The following is an 18,454-nucleotide window of genomic DNA, read 5'->3' as shown; positions in this document are numbered from 1 at the left end:
TTTTTCTTATTTGCGTTGCAGGTCGGGTGCGTTACTGTGGTGTAACAGAATAATCAAAACAGGAAAGCAGAGGTGGGGCAACGAATTCCCGTTACGCTCGGCAATATTGCGCCGCTGACGTTAGAACCGTTTCGCGCAGGGCAACTCGCACTCGTGTGTGAGGGCGGCGGACAGCGCGGTATTTTCACCGCTGGCGTGCTGGATGAATTTATGCGCGCGCAGTTTAACCCGTTTGACCTTTACTTCGGCACGTCTGCCGGGGCGCAGAACCTGTCTGCCTATGTCTGTAACCAGCCTGGCTACGCGCGAAAAGTCATTATGCGCTACACCACGGCGAAAGAATTTTTTAACCCGGTGCGCTTCGTGCGCGGCGGCAACCTGATCGATCTCGACTGGCTGCTTGAATCCACCTCCAGCCAGATGCCGCTGGCGATGGACACCGCCGCCCGTCTGTTTGACAGCGGCAAAGAGTTCTGGATGTGCGCCAGCCGTGGCGATGATTATTCCCCGGGCTACTTCTCTCCGCAAAAGGAGAACTGGCTGGACATCATTCGCGCCTCCAGCGCCATTCCCGGTTTTTATCGTACCGGTGCGCTGCTGGATGGCATCAGCTATCTGGACGGCGGGATCAGTGACGCGGTGCCGGTGCAGGAAGCGGCCCGGCGGGGGGCGAAAACCATCGTGGTGATCCGGACTGTGCCGTCGCAAATGTACTACACCCCGCAGTGGTTTAAACGCATGGAGCGCTGGTTAGGCGACAGCAGCCTGCAACACCTGGTGAATATTGCAAAGCAGCATGAAACGACCTACGGCGCCATGCAGCGCTTTATCGAAAAACCGCCAGGTAAGCTGCGGATTTTTGAAATTTATCCGCCGAAACCGCTGATCAGTATGGCGCTTGGCAGTCGTGTCCCTGCGTTGCGTGCAGATTATAAAACGGGACGGCTGTGCGGGCGCTACTTCCTGGCGACGGTCGGAAAAATGCTGGCGGAGCAACCACCCCTGCATCGGCATAAGCACATTATTACGCCGCCTGCGATTGTGGCTAACGATCCGCTGGCGGTGCCGCTGGTGGATGTCCCGCAGGCAAATGACGCTTTACTGGATAACGAGGATCTGGCGTGACGCACCGCTTTGTCGATACCCACTGCCATTTTGATTTTCCGCCGTTTACGGGAGATGAGACGGCCAGTATTCAGCGTGCCGCTCAGGCGGGGGTAGAGGCGATCGTTGTGCCTGCGATCGAAGCGGCATATTTCGATCGCGTACTCGACCTCGCCCGCCGCCATGATGCCCTTTATGCCGCGCTCGGTCTGCACCCGATCGTGATTGAGCATCATCTGGACGAACATCTCGACGTACTGGATGCGGCGCTGCAAACCCGCGAAAATAAACTGGTCGCTATTGGTGAGATCGGCCTCGATCTTTATCGAGACAATCCCCGGTTTGAACGCCAGCAGACGATACTGGATGCCCAGCTCAGACTGGCAAAGCGGCACGATCTGCCGGTAATCCTCCACTCCCGACGTACGCACGACAAACTGGCGATGCACCTGAAACGCATCGATCTGCCGCGAAAAGGGGTCGTGCATGGCTTCTCTGGTAGCCTGCAGCAGGCGCTGCGTTTTATTGAACTGGGCTATAAGATAGGCGTAGGTGGCACCATTACCTATCCGCGAGCCAGTAAAACGCGCGACGTGATGGCGCAACTGCCGCTGTCCGCCTTGTTACTGGAAACGGATGCTCCGGATATGCCGTTAAACGGTTTTCAGGGGCAGCCGAACCGCCCGGAACAGGCGGCACGTGTGTTTACCACGCTGTGTGAATTGCGTGATGAGCCAGAAGCGGTGATCGCGAATGCGCTGCTGGAAAATACCCGCGCGCTGTTTGGCATTACGCTATAGGTAAAGTGCGGGGCGGATCACCGCGATGTGCTGTTTTTCCAGTGCCAGCGCCAGCGGCTCGATATCCTCCGGCGTGGCGCTGCGCCATGACGCCGCCTCGCCGTAAACGCCGTGCGCGTGAAAGGCATTAATGCGCACCGGGACGTTCCCAAGCCCGAGGATAAACGTCGTCAGGGACCTGAGATGTTGCAGATAATCGCACTGCTCAGGGATCACCAGTAAACGCAGTTCCGTCAGCCGCTGTTGCTGCGCCAGCCAGCGAATGCTCTGCTTAATCTGCGGGTTTTCGCGCCCGGTCAGCACGCGATGATGTTCGTTTCCCCAGGCCTTCAGATCCACCATCGCACCATCCAGTACCGGCAGCAGTCTTTGCCAGCCGGTTTCCCCCAGCAGACCGTTGCTGTCCACCAGACACGTTAAGTGGCGCAGGGCGGGATCGGCTTTGATCGCCGCGAACAGGGCCACCAGGAACGGTAGCTGGGTGGTGGCCTCGCCGCCGCTCACGGTGACCCCTTCAATAAAGGGGGCGGCTTTGTGGATCTGCGTGAGGATCTCCTCCACGCTCAGGCGATGCGCCATTGGCGTGGCCTGTTGCTGGCACAGATGCAGGCAGGTATCGCACTGCTGACAGTGACTCTCCTGCCACCAGACGCGTCCGGCCTGAATGGTCAGCGCAGCGTGCGGGCAGTGGGGCACGCAGTCGCCGCAGTCGTTGCAGCGCCCAATGGTCCACGGGTTGTGGCAGGTTTTACAGCGCAGGTTACAACCCTGCAGGAAGAGGGCCAGGCGGCTGCCCGGCCCGTCCACGCAGGAGAAGGGGATAACCTGACTAACTAAAGCGCATCTGCTGTTCATGGCTGACCACGCGCGGCTGACGTTCCAGAATGCGGGTATTGCGTGCGGCTTCTTCGCCAAGCCAGGTGGTATTGGTGCGCGAACCGGCTTCGCGGTACTGTTCCAGATCCGACAGACGCACCATATACCCGGTCACACGCACCAGATCGTTACCGGCTACGTTGGCGGTAAATTCCCGCATACCGGCCTTGAATGCGCCCAGACACAGCTGAACGATCGCCTGCGGATTGCGTTTTATTGTCTCATCCAGCGTCAGAATGTCGCTGATCCCGGCGGGGTAGTGCGGGTGATGTGGCGCCACGGCCAGCAGATGACTGATCGGATCCGGCTCATCGCCGTACGGCAGACGCGCGCCCGGCGTCGTACCGGTATCGGAACTTATTCCTGACTGCGCATGGAGCATCGCACGCTGTTTCCAGCCGTATTTCACCGGCGTGTTTTCCACAAACGCCGCCAGCTGTTCGCTGATGCGATAGCCCAGCGCGTTGGCCTTCTCGCTTTTACCGTAACGGCCTTCAATGCCCGCCTTCTCGCAGAGCGTATTCACCGCTTCTGCCAGACCGTACATGCCAAACATCGGGACAAAGCGATCGGCATCAATCAGCCCCTCTTTCACCAGAAAGCTATTCTCAAAGAAGCCGGATTGTTGATAGAGAAACGCGCAGCGGGCATCAATGATGGCGATTTGTTGCTGGCAGTAGTGCGGCAACATGCGGGTGAAGAAATCATCGGGTGACGTGCTGTGTTCAGCAATCGCCCGCAGATTGAGGCGGACCAGCGTGCTGCCACCGCCCGCCAGCGGCAGCGAGTTGTAACAGCTCACGATGCCATAGCGTCCTTTTGTGAAAATTTTATCATTCGCCGGTCCATGGGAAATATGCGGTTTGCTGCACTCACAGATGTTTTTTGCCACCTCGAGCAGCAGATCGTCCGGCGTCACGTCCGGGTCATAAATAAACGTCAGATTCGGTGAGACCTGCTTCAGTTCTGCCTCGGCACGCAGAATGGCACGGGTGACAGGCGTATCTGCCGGACCGATGTTGACGTGCGTGAAGGCATCCGGCAACGTTCTGTCGAGATAGCGCCAGAAACGTTTTATTCGGCTATCAATCTCTTCTTGTGTTAGAATTCTAACATAAGGTTGCAGTAAGGCATCAAGATGACCGAGATAGACCGGCATCGATGTGACGGACGGAACATGATGGTAGAGAATGGTTAACAGCGAGAGGGCATCATCCAGATCTTTCGCCCCCTCCAGCTCCAGCCATTCTGAACCCTTAGCCAGAAACGTTGCGTAATCCGGCAGAACATAACGGGGTTTGTAAGGTGCATGGCCTTCGAACATGTCGCAGATGAATCCCTTGTCCAGCGCGGCACGTGCGGCATCAGGAAGTGCCGGATAAGGCAGAGTGTTTTCCGCTTCCAGCGCCAGGAAATGACGTTTTTGTTCCGGGCTTAACACCGGGCTTGTCACAATGTGCTGGCAACGTTGTTGCAGGGTGTCGGGGCTGGCGTGGGGCATGTTCGCTTCCTTGAGTGTTCTGCGGATGATGAACGGATTGTAGGAAGCCATCCCGTCAGGGCTTTTGATCTGACAAGGGGAATCGCTGCATTCGTCAGCAGTTTACGCATTAAAGTTTGAAGCAGATCTCATTACAGTAATGCAAATTTGTACGTAGTTTTCATTAACTGTGATGAATGTCGAAGTGTGAATGCGGGTGGATGTTAGAATACTCACAGACCCGCAAGGTAAAATTGATACGGCACCGCCGTTGGAGAATGTTATGACCGATTTAACTGCAAGCAGCCTGCGCGCGTTGAAACTGATGGACCTGACCACCCTGAACGATGACGACACTAATGAAAAAGTCATCGCCCTGTGCCATCAGGCGAAAACGCCAGTGGGCAACACTGCCGCTGTCTGCATCTATCCGCGCTTTATCCCGATTGCCCGCAAAACGTTGAAAGAGCAGGGTACCCCGGACGTGCGCATTGCAACCGTCACTAACTTCCCGCACGGCAATGACGATATCGATATTGCGCTGGCCGAAACCCGCGCGGCGATTGCTTACGGCGCAGACGAAGTGGACGTGGTATTCCCGTACCGTGCGCTGATTGCGGGCAACGAGCAGGTGGGCTTTGACCTGGTGAAAGCCTGTAAAGAGGCGTGTGCCGCGGCAAATGTGCTGCTGAAAGTGATCATCGAAACTGGCGAACTGAAAGAAGAAGCGCTGATTCGTAAAGCGTCCGAAATCTCCATCAAAGCCGGTGCCGATTTCATTAAAACCTCAACCGGTAAAGTGCCGGTGAACGCGACCCCGGAAAGCGCGCGCATCATGATGGAAGTGATCCGCGATATGGGCGTGTCCAAAACAGTGGGCTTTAAACCGGCGGGCGGCGTGCGTACTGCGGAAGACGCGCAGCAGTTCCTGGCGATTGCCGACGAGCTGTTCGGCTCCGACTGGGCCGATTCCCGTCACTACCGCTTCGGCGCGTCCAGCCTGCTGGCAAGCCTGCTGAAAGCGCTGGGTCACGGCGACGGTAAGAGCGCAAGCAGCTACTAAGTTTGAATTGCCGGGTGGCGCTACGCTTACCCGGCCTACCCGATCGTGGTTGGGCAAACCTTGCCCGCCACCGTTCACCCGATTCCTCATGGGGGTTACCGTGTTTCTCGCACAAGAAATTATTCGTAAAAAACGTGATGGTCATGCATTAAGCGACGAAGAGATCCGCTTCTTTATCAATGGCATTCGGGATAACACCATCTCTGAAGGGCAAATTGCTGCCCTGGCGATGACCATCTTCTTCCACGATATGTCGATGCCTGAGCGTGTCTCGTTGACCATGGCGATGCGAGATTCAGGAACCGTACTGGACTGGAAGAGCCTCAACCTCAACGGTCCGATTGTTGATAAACACTCCACCGGCGGCGTAGGTGATGTCACGTCTCTGATGCTCGGCCCGATGGTAGCGGCCTGCGGTGGTTACATCCCGATGATCTCCGGGCGCGGCCTGGGGCATACCGGCGGTACGCTCGACAAACTGGAAGCCATTCCGGGCTTTGATATCTTCCCGGATGACAACCGCTTCCGCGACATTATTAAAGACGTTGGCGTGGCGATTATCGGCCAGACCAGCTCTCTTGCGCCGGCAGACAAGCGTTTCTACGCGACCCGCGATATCACCGCAACCGTTGACTCTATCCCGCTGATCACCGCCTCTATTCTGGCGAAGAAGCTGGCGGAAGGGCTGGACGCGCTGGTGATGGACGTGAAGGTGGGCAGCGGCGCGTTTATGCCAACCTATGAACTCTCTGAAGCGCTGGCCGAAGCGATCGTTGGCGTCTCCAACGGCGCGGGCGTGCGCACCACCGCGCTGCTGACCGACATGAACCAGGTGCTGGCATCCAGCGCCGGTAACGCGGTTGAAGTGCGTGAAGCCGTGCAGTTCCTGACAGGCGTTTACCGCAACCCGCGCCTGTTCGACGTCACTATGGCGCTGTGCGTGGAGATGCTGATTTCCGGCAAGCTGGCCAAAGACGATGCTGACGCGCGTGCGAAGTTGCAGGCGGTGCTGGATAACGGCAAAGCGGCAGAGATCTTCGGCCGCATGGTGGCGGCGCAGAAAGGCCCGACCGATTTCGTGGAAAACTACGCGAAGTACCTGCCGACCGCGACGCTCAGCAAAGCGGTGTATGCCGATAGCGAAGGTTTCGTCTCCGCTATGGACACCCGTGCGCTCGGCATGGCGGTGGTCTCGATGGGCGGCGGCCGTCGTCAGGCATCTGACACTATTGATTACAGCGTCGGCTTTACCGATATGGCCCGTCTGGGCGACAGCGTTGACGGTCAACGTCCGCTGGCGGTGATCCACGCCAAAGACGAAGCCAGCTGGCAGGAAGCGGCGAAAGCGGTGAAAGCGGCCATTACGCTTGCTGATAAAGCGCCAGAAACCACACCGACTGTCTATCGCCGTATCACCGAATAGCGGTATACTGATCTGATCGATAATTTTTGAAGCACTACGTACGGAGAACAATTATGAAACGTGCATTTATTATGGTGCTGGACTCATTCGGCATCGGCGCAACCGAAGATGCAGAACGTTTTGGTGACGTGGGTTCCGATACCATGGGTCACATCGCGGAAGCCTGTGCGAAAGGCGAAGCGGACAACGGTCGTAAAGGCCCTCTGACTCTGCCCAACCTGACCCGCCTCGGTCTGGTGAAAGCGCATGAAGGTTCTACCGGTAAAATCGCTGCCGGTATGGACGGCAACGCGGAAGTGGTGGGCGCTTACGCCTGGGCGCATGAGCTCTCTTCCGGTAAAGATACCCCGTCCGGTCACTGGGAAATTGCCGGTGTGCCAGTTCTGTTTGACTGGGGCTATTTCTCCGATCACGAGAACAGCTTCCCACAGGAGCTGCTGGATAAACTGGTGAAGCGTGCCAACCTGCCGGGCTACCTCGGTAACTGCCACTCTTCCGGTACCGTAATTCTGGATCAGCTCGGCGAAGAGCACATGAAAACCGGCAAGCCGATTTTCTACACCTCTGCTGACTCCGTGTTCCAGATTGCCTGCCACGAAGAGACGTTTGGCCTGGATAAACTGTACGAGCTGTGTGAAATCGCCCGTGAAGAGCTGACCGAAGGCGGCTACAACATCGGTCGCGTTATTGCGCGTCCGTTTATCGGCGACAAAGCGGGTAACTTCCAGCGTACCGGTAACCGTCACGATCTGGCCGTTGAGCCACCGGCACCGACCGTACTGCAGAAACTGGTTGATGAGAAAGGCGGCCACGTGGTTTCTGTAGGTAAAATCGCGGATATCTACGCCAACTGCGGTATCACCAAGAAAGTGAAAGCCACCGGTCTGGATGCGCTGTTTGACGCCACCATCAAAGAGATGAAAGAAGCGGGTGATAAGACTATTGTCTTCACCAACTTCGTCGACTTCGACTCCTCCTGGGGCCACCGTCGCGACGTGGCTGGTTATGCGGCCGGTCTGGAGCTGTTCGACCGTCGTCTGCCAGAGCTGATGGAGCTGGTGGGTGAAGATGACATTCTGATCCTGACTGCCGACCACGGCTGTGACCCGACCTGGACCGGTACTGACCACACCCGTGAGCACATTCCGGTGCTGGTGTACGGCCCGAAAGTGAAACCGGGCTCGCTCGGTCACCGTGAAACCTTCGCGGACATCGGCCAGACGATTGCGAAATATTTTGGCACGTCTGACATGGAATATGGCAAGGCGATGTTCTGAGTTATGTTGGGTGCGGCCTGATGCCCTCACCCCAACCCTCTCCCACGGGGAGAGGGCGAATTTACAATGAAAAGGAACTGAAGATGGCAACTCCTCACATTAACGCAGAAATGGGTGACTTCGCTGACGTCGTATTGATGCCGGGCGACCCGCTGCGCGCGAAACACATTGCAGAAACTTTCCTGGAAGACGTGCGTGAAGTGAACAACGTTCGCGGCATGCTGGGCTTCACCGGCACTTACAAAGGCCGCAAAATCTCCGTGATGGGCCACGGTATGGGTATCCCATCCTGCTCCATCTACACCAAAGAGCTGATCACCGATTTCGGCGTGAAGAAAATCATCCGTGTTGGCTCCTGCGGCGCGGTGCGCATGGACGTTAAACTGCGTGACGTGGTGATCGGTATGGGTGCCTGCACCGATTCCAAAGTTAACCGCATGCGTTTTAAAGATCATGACTTCGCGGCGATTGCTGACTTCGGCATGGTGCGTAACGCGGTTGACGCGGCGAAAGCGCTGGGCGTTGATGCCCGCGTGGGTAACCTGTTCTCCGCGGATCTGTTCTATGCGCCGGACGGCGGCGAGATGTTCGACGTGATGGAAAAGTACGGCATCCTGGGCGTGGAAATGGAAGCGGCGGGCATCTACGGCGTCGCGGCTGAGTTCGGTGCGAAGGCACTGACCATCTGCACCGTATCTGACCATATCCGTACCCACGAGCAGACCACGGCTGCTGAGCGTCAGACTACCTTCAACGACATGATCAAAATCGCGCTGGAATCCGTTCTGCTGGGCGATAAAGAGTAATTCTGTCTCTTCCCTCCCTCTCCCTGTGGGAGAGGGCTGGGGTGAGGGCACCAAACTGCACTTAGCGTACGGCCTGTGCAATCCACCCCGACAGCTCCCGCAGCTCATTTTCCTGCTCCGGAAAATCCCCAATCAACGCGTCGCATTCCTGCTGCAGCATATCCGCCCGGTACAAACAGCCCTGTAAACGTGCCGCAAGTGCTTCCAGCGGTGCCGGGTTCAGGCTATCGGTAAACACCTGTGTGCGGGTGATATGGCCCTTCTCCACGTCAAAATGCAGCTCCACGCCGCCCCAGGTAAAGCGTTCGTCCAGCAGGTGTGAAAAGGCTGGCGCCTGACCGAAGTTCCACTCCCAGCTACTCTGCCGGGCAAAGGTTTCGGCGAAATTGGGCAGATCCGGGGTTTTATCCGGGGAGATCACCTCTGCCTCCACGCGCTCACCGTAATGGGCAAAGAAGGCTTCCTGGATCGCCTCGCAGATTTGCGCGTGAGTGATGCCCGGCAGCAGCTCAATCAGGTTGGCCACGCGCCCCCGCACGGAGGTGATCCCTTTGGCCTGCAGTTTTTTCTTGTCGGGATTCAGGTAGTTCGCCAGACGGCTGAGATCGGCGTTAAGAAGAAGGGTGCCGTGGTGAAATCCGCGATCCAGTGTTTCGCGATAGGCAGAGCCTGACACTTTGCGATCGCCGTCGGGTGTTTTGACCACCAGGTCGTTACGCCCGGAGGCTTCAGCCGACACGCCGAGTGAATTAAGTGCGTTGAGGACAATGGACGTTGAGATGGTCTTGTCGTATTCCGGCTTACCCGCCATAAAGGTAAAGCAGGTGTTGCCCAGATCGTGGAATACCGCACCACCGCCGCTGCTGCGGCGCGCCAGACGGACGTTGTCCTCTTCCATACGACGGGTGTTACACTCTTTCCACGGATTCTGTGCGCGGCCAATGACCACCGTGTCGGCGTTGCGCCAGAGGAATAGCACCCGTTGGGTGGCGGGCATCTGGCGGAAGATGCACTCTTCCACCGCGAGATTAAACCACGGATCGTAAGAGTCAGAGAGCAGCAGGCGTAACGTCGTCATGGCAGAGTTCCTTTTCCAAATCATCCGCCTACTTTATCACTAATCTTTCTTCTCGCTCTCTTCGTCTTCAGGAACGGATTTGCTGGCGGTCAGCAGGAAAGGCGACTGCTGCCAGCGGGTGCGTTTGCCCTGCAGCAACGTGCGCGCCAGCACCACGCCGATGGCGAGGGAGAGCAGGAGCATCAGACGAAGTATATTGGTGGTGTTATCCACCTGTTTGGCCTCTGTGGGCAGGGTGTGGGTATCGAGCGTCAGGCGCAGATAGCCTAGCGGACCATTTTTTCCCTGAATGGGTTCGACGATCTGCTGGTTAAAGTAGCCCCCGGCTTTTTTACCGTCCAGCGCCAGCCTGTCGCGCACGTCGACATGCTCGCCAGCGCGGGCAATCAGATCGCCTTTTTCATCGTAGACACCGGCATCCAGGATACGGCTGTTCTCGGTTAACTGGCGCAAAACCTGGCTGATGCGTTTGTCATCCGGCGTTTCGGTGCGCATTGCGGGCGCGACGTTAAGCGTAACCTGACGCGCCAGCGTGCGGGCCAGCTCCTCAAACTGCGGATTCCGTTGCCGTTGGTGATTCTGGCTAAACCATGACGCCCCTTGCATCAGCACCACTAACAGTGCGAGACAGAAAAGGACGATCACGGCGCGATGAAGCCGGAATTTCAGTTTTGCGCGAGCCATATTCCACCTGCTGAAAATTTACGGCTTAATGTTGCCAGAAGTGATGGTTACAGGGTAGCCTCATGCGTTATTTTCCCTCTGGAACCTTCCGGCGCGAACGAAATTACAGGAGCTTCAATGCCGAACATTACCTGGTGCGACCTGCCAACGGATGTCTCTTTATGGCCAGGATTGCCGCTCTCTTTAAGTGGCGATGAGGTGATGCCTCTGGATTACCATGCTGGCCGTAGCGGCTGGCTGCTGTACGGACGCGGCCTGGATAAGCAACGCCTTACCCAGTATCAAACTAAACTGGGGGCGGCGATGGTGATTGTCGCCGCCTGGTGTGTGGAAGATTATCAGGTGATTCGCCTGGCCGGTTCCCTTACGCAGCGCGCGACGCGTCTGGCGCATGATGCCGGGCTGGACGTTGCCCCGCTGGGTAAAATCCCCCATCTGAAAACGCCGGGTCTGCTGGTGATGGATATGGACTCTACCGCCATCCAGATTGAGTGTATCGACGAGATCGCCAAACTGGCGGGCAGCGGCGAGCTGGTGGCAGAAGTGACCGAGCGCGCAATGCGCGGCGAGCTGGATTTCACTGCCAGCCTGAGACAGCGTGTTGCGACCCTGAAAGGGGCTGATGCCCACATCCTGCGTCAGGTTCGTGATGAGCTGCCCCTGATGCCCGGCCTGACGCAGCTGGTGCTCAAGCTCCAGTCGCTGGGCTGGAAAGTGGCGATCGCCTCCGGTGGCTTCACCTTTTTCGCGGATTACCTGCGGGAAAAATTGCATCTGACCACCGTGGTGGCCAACGAGCTGGAGATCATGGACGGTAAGCTGACCGGGCAGGTGATCGGCGATATCGTGGATGCGCAGTACAAAGCCAATACGCTGAGCCGCCTGGCAGAGAAATATGAAATCCCGGTTGCCCAGACCGTTGCCATCGGCGATGGCGCAAACGATCTGCCGATGATCAAAGTTGCCGGCCTTGGCATTGCCTACCATGCCAAGCCAAAAGTGAATGAAAAGACGGAAGTCACTATCCGTCACGCTGACCTGATGGGGGTGTTCTGCATCCTCTCCGGCAGCCTGAATCAGAAATAACGGTATGCGATTCCAGGCCGGGCAAGCGTTAGCGCCACCCGGCGCGCAGGCCGCACTGAAATAACGAGGTAAACCGTGGCTAAAGCCCCAAAACGCGCATTTGTCTGTAATGAATGTGGTGCGGATTATCCGCGCTGGCAGGGGCAATGCAGCGCCTGTCATGCCTGGAACACCATCACCGAAGTGCGTGGTGTGGCGGCTTCGCCGAGTGTGGCCCGCAATGAACGCCTGAGCGGCTATGCGGGTAATGCCGGTGTGGCAAAAGTCCAAAAACTGTCAGACATCAGTCTGGAAGCGTTACCGCGCTTCTCCACCGGCTTCAAAGAGTTTGACCGCGTGCTTGGCGGCGGCGTGGTACCGGGCAGTGCGATCCTGATCGGTGGTAACCCGGGGGCGGGTAAATCGACCCTGCTGCTGCAAACGCTTTGCAAGCTCGCGGAACAGATGAAAACCCTGTACGTCACCGGCGAAGAGTCCCTGCAGCAGGTGGCAATGCGCGCGCACCGTCTGGGGCTGCCTACCGGCAATCTGAATATGCTGTCGGAAACCAGCATTGAGCAGATCTGCATGATTGCCGAAGAAGAGCAGCCGAAGCTGATGGTGATCGACTCCATCCAGGTGATGCACATGGCGGATATCCAGTCCTCGCCGGGCAGCGTGGCGCAGGTGCGTGAGACCGCCGCGTATCTGACGCGCTTTGCCAAAACCCGCGGCGTGGCGATCGTGATGGTCGGCCACGTCACCAAAGACGGCTCGCTGGCGGGGCCAAAAGTGCTTGAGCACTGTATCGACTGCTCCGTCATGCTCGACGGCGACGCAGACTCCCGCTTCCGTACCCTGCGCAGCCACAAAAACCGCTTTGGTGCGGTGAATGAACTGGGCGTATTTGCCATGACCGAGCAGGGGCTGCGCGAAGTCAGCAACCCGTCGGCCATCTTCCTGAGCCGGGGGGATGAAGTCACCTCCGGCAGTTCGGTGATGGTGCTGTGGGAGGGAACGCGTCCGCTGCTCGTCGAAATTCAGGCGCTGGTGGATCACTCCATGATGGGCAACCCGCGGCGCGTGGCGGTCGGTCTGGAACAGAACCGCCTGGCAATCCTGCTGGCGGTGCTGCATCGTCATGGCGGCCTGCAGATGGCGGATCAGGACGTCTTCGTCAACGTGGTGGGGGGCGTGAAAGTTTCAGAGACCAGTGCCGATCTGGCGCTGCTGCTGGCGATGGTTTCCAGTCTTCGCGACAGGCCGCTGCCGCAGGATCTGGTGGTCTTCGGCGAAGTGGGGCTGGCCGGGGAGATCCGCCCGGTGCCCAGCGGCCAGGAGCGCATCTCCGAGGCGGCGAAACATGGCTTCCGCCGGGCGATTGTACCGGCGGCCAACGTGCCAAAGAAGATCCCCGAAGGGATGCAGGTATTTGGCGTTAAAAAACTCGCAGATGCGTTAAATGTCTTTGACGACTTATAATTACGTATTCGATTTTGCAGGAGGCACCGTAATTTATGTCATCATTTGACTACATCAAGACCGCAATCCGTCAGAAAGGCTGCACGCTACAGCAGGTGGCTGACGCCAGCGGCATGACGAAAGGCTATCTTAGCCAGTTGCTGAACGCCAAAATCAAAAGCCCCAGCGCGCAAAAGCTGGAAGCGTTACATCGCTTTCTGGGGCTTGAATTCCCGCGTATGCAAAAGAATATCGGCGTGGTGTTTGGTAAGTTTTATCCGCTGCATACCGGCCATATCTACCTGATCCAGCGTGCCTGTAGCCAGGTCGACGAGCTGCACATCATCATGGGGTACGACGAAACCCGTGACCGCCAGCTGTTTGAAGACAGCGCCATGTCGCAGCAGCCGACGGTGCCCGATCGCCTGCGCTGGCTGCTTCAGACCTTCAAATATCAGAAAAATATTCGCATTCATGCCTTTAATGAAGAGGGCATGGAGCCGTATCCACACGGCTGGGACGTGTGGAGCAACGGCATTAAAGCGTTTATGGAAGAGAAGGGCATTGCGCCCAACTGGATCTACACCTCTGAAGAGTCCGACGCGCCGCAGTTCCGCGAGCATCTGGGCATTGAAACCGTGCTGATCGATCCGAAGCGTACGTTTATGAACATCAGCGGGGCGCAGATCCGCGAAAACCCGTTCCGCTACTGGGATTACATCCCGACCGAAGTGAAGCCGTTCTTTGTGCGCACAGTTGCGATTCTGGGTGGCGAATCAAGCGGGAAATCGACGCTGGTCAACAAGCTGGCGAATATCTTCAATACCACCAGCGCGTGGGAATACGGACGTGATTATGTCTTTTCCCATCTGGGGGGAGACGAGATGGCGCTTCAGTATTCTGATTACGATAAAATCGCGCTCGGTCATGCGCAGTACATTGATTTCGCGGTGAAATATGCCAATAAAGTGGCCTTCATCGACACCGATTTTGTCACCACACAAGCTTTCTGTAAGAAGTATGAAGGGCGCGAACACCCGTTCGTACAGGCGCTGATCGATGAATATCGCTTCGACCTGGTGATCCTGCTGGAAAACAACACCCCGTGGGTAGCCGATGGGATGCGCAGTCTTGGCAGCTCTGTGGACAGAAAAGAGTTCCAGACGATGCTGGTGGAGATGCTTCACGAGAACAACGTGGAGTTTGTCCACGTTGAAGCGTCAGATTACGACACCCGTTTCCTGCGCTGCGTCGAGCTGGTGAAGGAGATGATGGGGGAGCAGGGGTAAATTCGCAGGCTTGCCCCTCACCCTAACCCTCTCCCTTTGGGAGAGGGCCGGGGTGAGGAAATCAGGCCACTCAGAACGCAACCACCACTTTCCCGCGCATATGCCCGTCCAGCACTTTGCGGTGCGCCTCGGTAATGCTTTCCACGCTCAGCCCGTGCAGCGTTTCGCTGAGCGAGCTTTCCACCACGCCGTTATCCACCAGCTTCGCCACCTCGTTTAAGATCTCACCCTGACGCGCCATATCGGCAGTCTGGTACATGCTGCGGGTGTACATAAATTCCCAGTGCAGGGCGGCGGATTTGGATTTCAGCTTGTCCTGGTTCAGCGGATGCGCATTTTCGACGATGGAGCAGATATGCCCCTGCGGTGCAATCAGTTCGCTGGCCGCATCCCAGTGGCCATCGGTATCATTGAGGATGAAAATGTAATCCACAAAGGTGATGCCCTCTTTGGCCAGTTCACCTTGCAGATCGCGATAATTCACCACCAGATCCGCGCCGCGATCGCGACACCACCGGGCAGAATCTTCCCGCGACGCGGTGGCGATGACCCTGACCTTGCTGTTGTGTTTTGCAAACGGGATCGCCAGGGAGCCCACGCCGCCGGCACCGCCGATGATCAGCAGCGTTTTGTCCGATCCGGCATCCTGAATGTTCAGGCGCTCAAACAACCCTTCCCAGGCGGTGAGCGCGGTCAGCGGCAATGCGGCGGCAGCATCCCAGCCAAGGCTTGTCGGTTTGTGTCCGACAATGCGTGCATCAATCAGCTGGTGCGTGGCATTACTGCCCGGACGGGTAATGTCGCCCGCGTACCATACTTCGTCGCCCGGTTTGAAGCCGGTGACGCTTGCCCCAACCGCTTTGACGATCCCGCTGGCATCCCAGCCGAGAATGCGCGGATCCTTGAGGCCATTTTTAGCAATACTCGCGTGGACTTTAGTATCAACCGGGTTAATTGAGACGGCCTTCACTTCCACCAACAGATCGTGCTCGCCAGGCTGCGGCATGGGTTGGGAAATTTCAATGAAAGCAGCGGGATTTTCTGGGTTAACGGCAATGGCTTTAACTGACATGGTGAACTCCTCAATGGAATGCGTTTTGTTGAGACTAGTCTATTAAGTGGCCATGCGCGTGATAAGATGGACAATCAAGAACGAAGTGTTCGTACAGGATGAACAATCATGTTTAAACAGCTTCAGGATATGGCGCTGTTTGCGCTGGTGGCCGAGATGGGGAGCTTTACTGCTGCAGCGCAGAAGGCTGACTTGCCGAAATCCAGCGTTAGCCAGCGGATTAGCCAGCTTGAGCAGCAGGTGGGGATCCGCCTGCTAAATCGCACCACGCGCAGGCTGAATCTGACCTTTGCGGGGGAGCACTATCTGGTGCATTGTCGCGAGATGCTGGCGGCCAGCGAAAGGGCGGAATATGCCATTCAGCGACTGCGAGAAAACCCCAGCGGACGGCTTCGCATCACCTGCCCGGCAGGGATTGGCGCGACATTACTGGCACACCTGAATGCCGAGTTTCAGCTCCGCTATCCTGACGTTTCGCTGGATGTCTCGATTTCTGACGACGTGCTCGATCTGGTGGAGTCTGGCTTTGACGTCGCGCTGCGTACCGGTAAACCGCAAGACTCCTCGCTGATAGGTCGCATGATTGGTCACTGCCCGCGCTATATGCTGGCTTCGCCAGATTATCTGGCGCGGCGGGAGCCACTGAACCATCCCCGTCAGCTGGTGGAGCACCGCTGTATAACCCATAAGGCCTGGTCTGAATGGCTGCTGCAAAGCGAGAGCGAGGATTACCGCTATCTGCCGGATAACGCACATATGACGGATAATCTGGTGTATGCCCGTGAGTGCGCGGTTGCTGGCGCGGGGATCACTTTGCTGCCCGCATTTCTACTGGAAGATAAGATCGAAAAAGGGGCACTGGTGCAGGTACTGCCGGCGTGGAACGTCGAAGGAAACGACCTGTGGCTGGCCTATCCGAGCCGTAAGCTTAACTCGCCCGCGCTGATGAGCTATATCGACTTTGCGATGCAGTTTGATGAGGTTAAGCGATTTTACGTGGGTGGGTGATTATGTGCGGCCTGATGCCCTCACCCTGACCCTTTCCCACGGGGAGAGGGAACAAATATAAAAAACGGCAACCGAAGTTGCCGTTTTACTTTTATTTCGCGATACGCTTGTACTTAATACGCTTCGGCTCCAGCGCGTCGGCGCCCAGCGTGCGTTTCTTGTACTCTTCGTATTCGGTGAAGTTACCTTCGAAGAACTCCACTTTCCCTTCATCCTGGTAATCCAGAATGTGGGTGGCGATACGGTCCAGGAACCAACGGTCGTGCGAGATAACCATCGCGCAGCCCGGGAACTCCAGCAGGGCGTTTTCCAGCGCGCGCAGGGTTTCGATGTCGAGGTCGTTTGTTGGTTCATCGAGCAGCAGAACGTTACCGCCAACCTGCAGCAGTTTCGCCAGATGCAGACGACCACGCTCACCACCGGACAACTCGCCGACGCGTTTACCCTGATCGGTGCCTTTGAAGTTAAAGCGACCAACATAGGCGCGGCTTGGCATTTCGGTGTTACCGATACGCATGATATCCAGACCGCCGGAGACTTCTTCCCACACGGTTTTGCTGTTATCCATTGCGTCACGGAACTGGTCAACGGACGCCAGCTTCACCGTCTCACCCAGGGTAATAGAGCCGCTGTCAGGCTGCTCCTGACCAGACATCATACGGAACAGGGTGGATTTACCCGCGCCGTTCGGACCGATGATACCGACGATGGCACCCTTCGGTACGGAGAAGGAGAGGTCGTCGATCAGCACGCGGTCACCGTAAGATTTACGCAGGTTGCTGACTTCGACCACTTTATCCCCCAGACGCGCGCCAGGTGGAATAAACAGTTCGTTGGTTTCGTTACGTTTCTGGTATTCGGTGTTGTTCAGCTCTTCAAAGCGTGCCAGACGGGCTTTGCCCTTCGACTGACGGCCTTTCGTGCCCTGACGTACCCACTCCAGCTCTTTCTCAATAGACTTACGGCGTGCTGCTTCAGCAGAGGCTTCCTGCGCCAGACGCTGATCTTTCTGCTCCAGCCAGGAAGAGTAGTTGCCTTCCCATGGAATACCCTCACCGCGGTCCAGCTCCAGGATCCAGCCCGCCACGTTGTCGAGGAAGTAACGGTCGTGGGTGATCGCCACCACGGTGCCTTCGAAGTCGTGCAGGAAGCGTTCCAGCCACGCCACGGACTCTGCATCCAGGTGGTTAGTCGGTTCGTCGAGCAGCAGCATGTCTGGCTTTTCCAGCAGCAGACGGCACAGCGCCACGCGGCGACGCTCACCACCGGAGAGGTTGGCGATTTTCGCATCCCAGTCCGGCAGACGCAGGGCGTCAGCGGCGCGCTCCAGCTGCACGTTCAGGTTGTGACCGTCGTGCGCCTGGATAATCTCTTCAAATTTGCCTTGCTGAGCGGCCAGTTTATCGAAGTCCGCATCTGGCTCGGCGTATTTAGCATACACTTCATCCAGACCTTTCAGCGCGTTAACCACTTCGGATACTGCTTCTTCAACAGATTCACGAACGGTGTGTTCAGGGTTCAGCTGAGGTTCCTGCGGCAGGTAGCCAATTTTGATGCCAGGCTGCGGACGGGCTTCACCTTCGATGTCTGTATCGATGCCGGCCATGATGCGCAGCAGGGTGGACTTACCGGCACCGTTGAGGCCCAGAACACCGATTTTTGCGCCCGGGAAGAAGCTCAGCGAGATATTTTTAAGAATATGACGTTTCGGCGGTACCACTTTGCCGACACGATGCATGGTATAAACGAATTGAGCCACGTTGGACTTCGCCTCTTTTATCGTGATGAAAAGGAATTTCAGCCTCGAAGTGTAGCCTTTTTCCCGCCCTAATCCCAGCCAGGAACGTCGGGAGTGTTAAAACGCGCAGGAAAGGTAAAAAAGTGTCCGTAACGTGGCGCGTTCCGGGATGCCTGGTTAGCATAAGTTAATTAGACTTTGACGTGGCAAGACGCTGCAATTGACGAAAA

The 18,454-nt window shown here is 57.1% G+C and carries 16 protein-coding genes; 10 read left to right on the top strand and 6 right to left on the bottom strand.

Annotated elements, in window-relative coordinates:
- The first annotated feature begins 72 nt into the window (after positions 1-72).
- Both NQ842_RS20890 and NQ842_RS20885 read left to right on the top strand, forming a co-directional pair.
- Complete coding sequence (locus NQ842_RS20890; RefSeq protein WP_014830573.1) at positions 73-1,125, top strand: patatin family protein; 1,053 nt, start codon at positions 73-75, stop codon at positions 1,123-1,125.
- Complete coding sequence (locus NQ842_RS20885; protein WP_163281504.1) at positions 1,122-1,904, top strand: TatD family hydrolase; 783 nt, start codon at positions 1,122-1,124, stop codon at positions 1,902-1,904. Before NQ842_RS20890 ends, NQ842_RS20885 begins: the two co-directional genes overlap by 4 nt.
- Here NQ842_RS20885 and NQ842_RS20880 read toward each other — a convergent pair.
- On the bottom strand, positions 1,899-2,759 hold the full coding sequence (locus NQ842_RS20880) for a YjjW family glycine radical enzyme activase (RefSeq protein WP_257256273.1): 861 nt from the start codon (positions 2,757-2,759) through the stop codon (positions 1,899-1,901). The genes NQ842_RS20885 and NQ842_RS20880 overlap by 6 nt on opposite strands.
- Entirely contained in the window at positions 2,734-4,281 is a 1,548-nt protein-coding gene (locus tag NQ842_RS20875) for a YjjI family glycine radical enzyme (protein WP_257256272.1), read from the bottom strand. Before NQ842_RS20875 ends, NQ842_RS20880 begins: the two co-directional genes overlap by 26 nt.
- 262 nt (positions 4,282-4,543) lie before the next feature.
- Between NQ842_RS20875 and deoC the strand changes: the two genes are divergently transcribed.
- From deoC to deoD, 4 genes are all read left to right on the top strand, one after another.
- Entirely contained in the window at positions 4,544-5,323 is a 780-nt protein-coding gene (gene deoC, locus NQ842_RS20870) for a deoxyribose-phosphate aldolase (RefSeq protein WP_050859406.1), read from the top strand.
- Positions 5,324-5,423: 100 nt separating this feature from the next.
- Positions 5,424-6,746, top strand: a complete 1,323-nt coding sequence (deoA, locus tag NQ842_RS20865) for a thymidine phosphorylase (RefSeq protein WP_014830578.1) — start codon at positions 5,424-5,426, stop codon at positions 6,744-6,746.
- A gap of 53 nt (positions 6,747-6,799) precedes the next feature.
- A complete protein-coding gene (gene deoB / locus NQ842_RS20860; protein WP_028015441.1) occupies positions 6,800-8,023 on the top strand; it encodes a phosphopentomutase in 1,224 nt (407 codons plus the stop codon).
- Between the two features lie 83 nt (positions 8,024-8,106).
- Positions 8,107-8,829 carry a purine-nucleoside phosphorylase gene (deoD, locus tag NQ842_RS20855; protein ID WP_013095492.1) on the top strand — a complete coding sequence of 241 codons (723 nt, stop codon included), beginning with the start codon at positions 8,107-8,109 and terminating at the stop codon, positions 8,827-8,829.
- Between the two features lie 61 nt (positions 8,830-8,890).
- On the opposite strand, the gene lplA is transcribed toward deoD, so the two are convergent.
- Entirely contained in the window at positions 8,891-9,907 is a 1,017-nt protein-coding gene (gene lplA / locus NQ842_RS20850) for a lipoate--protein ligase LplA (RefSeq protein WP_063426326.1), read from the bottom strand.
- A 39-nt stretch (positions 9,908-9,946) separates the two neighbouring features.
- A complete protein-coding gene (locus tag NQ842_RS20845; protein WP_013095494.1) occupies positions 9,947-10,591 on the bottom strand; it encodes a YtjB family periplasmic protein in 645 nt (214 codons plus the stop codon).
- 117 nt (positions 10,592-10,708) lie between these two features.
- Here NQ842_RS20845 and serB point away from each other — a divergent pair, with 117 nt between their 5' ends.
- The 3 genes from serB (at position 10,709) to nadR (ending at position 14,406) form a co-directional block, all read left to right on the top strand.
- A complete protein-coding gene (gene serB / locus NQ842_RS20840; RefSeq protein WP_014830581.1) occupies positions 10,709-11,677 on the top strand; it encodes a phosphoserine phosphatase in 969 nt (322 codons plus the stop codon).
- A 75-nt stretch (positions 11,678-11,752) separates the two neighbouring features.
- Entirely contained in the window at positions 11,753-13,138 is a 1,386-nt protein-coding gene (gene radA / locus NQ842_RS20835) for a DNA repair protein RadA (protein WP_046889362.1), read from the top strand.
- Positions 13,139-13,173: 35 nt separating this feature from the next.
- A complete protein-coding gene (gene nadR, locus NQ842_RS20830) occupies positions 13,174-14,406 on the top strand; it encodes a multifunctional transcriptional regulator/nicotinamide-nucleotide adenylyltransferase/ribosylnicotinamide kinase NadR (protein ID WP_014830583.1) in 1,233 nt (410 codons plus the stop codon).
- A 70-nt stretch (positions 14,407-14,476) separates the two neighbouring features.
- On the opposite strand, the gene NQ842_RS20825 is transcribed toward nadR, so the two are convergent.
- A complete protein-coding gene (locus tag NQ842_RS20825) occupies positions 14,477-15,478 on the bottom strand; it encodes a zinc-binding alcohol dehydrogenase family protein (protein ID WP_063412610.1) in 1,002 nt (333 codons plus the stop codon).
- Between the two features lie 108 nt (positions 15,479-15,586).
- On the opposite strand from NQ842_RS20825, the gene NQ842_RS20820 reads away from it, so the two are divergent.
- Positions 15,587-16,486, top strand: coding sequence for a LysR family transcriptional regulator (locus NQ842_RS20820; RefSeq protein ID WP_014830585.1), 900 nt, complete (start codon positions 15,587-15,589; stop codon positions 16,484-16,486).
- Positions 16,487-16,577: 91 nt separating this feature from the next.
- Here NQ842_RS20820 and ettA read toward each other — a convergent pair whose 3' ends face one another.
- Entirely contained in the window at positions 16,578-18,245 is a 1,668-nt protein-coding gene (gene ettA, locus NQ842_RS20815; RefSeq protein WP_013095500.1) for an energy-dependent translational throttle protein EttA, read from the bottom strand.
- Positions 18,246-18,454: the final 209 nt, after the last annotated feature.

Source organism: Enterobacter cloacae complex sp. R_G8 (assembly GCF_024599795.1).
GTDB lineage: Bacteria > Pseudomonadota > Gammaproteobacteria > Enterobacterales > Enterobacteriaceae > Enterobacter > Enterobacter dissolvens.
Note: the sequence above shows the minus strand (reverse complement) of the source record. Positions and strands in the feature narration are given on the sequence as shown.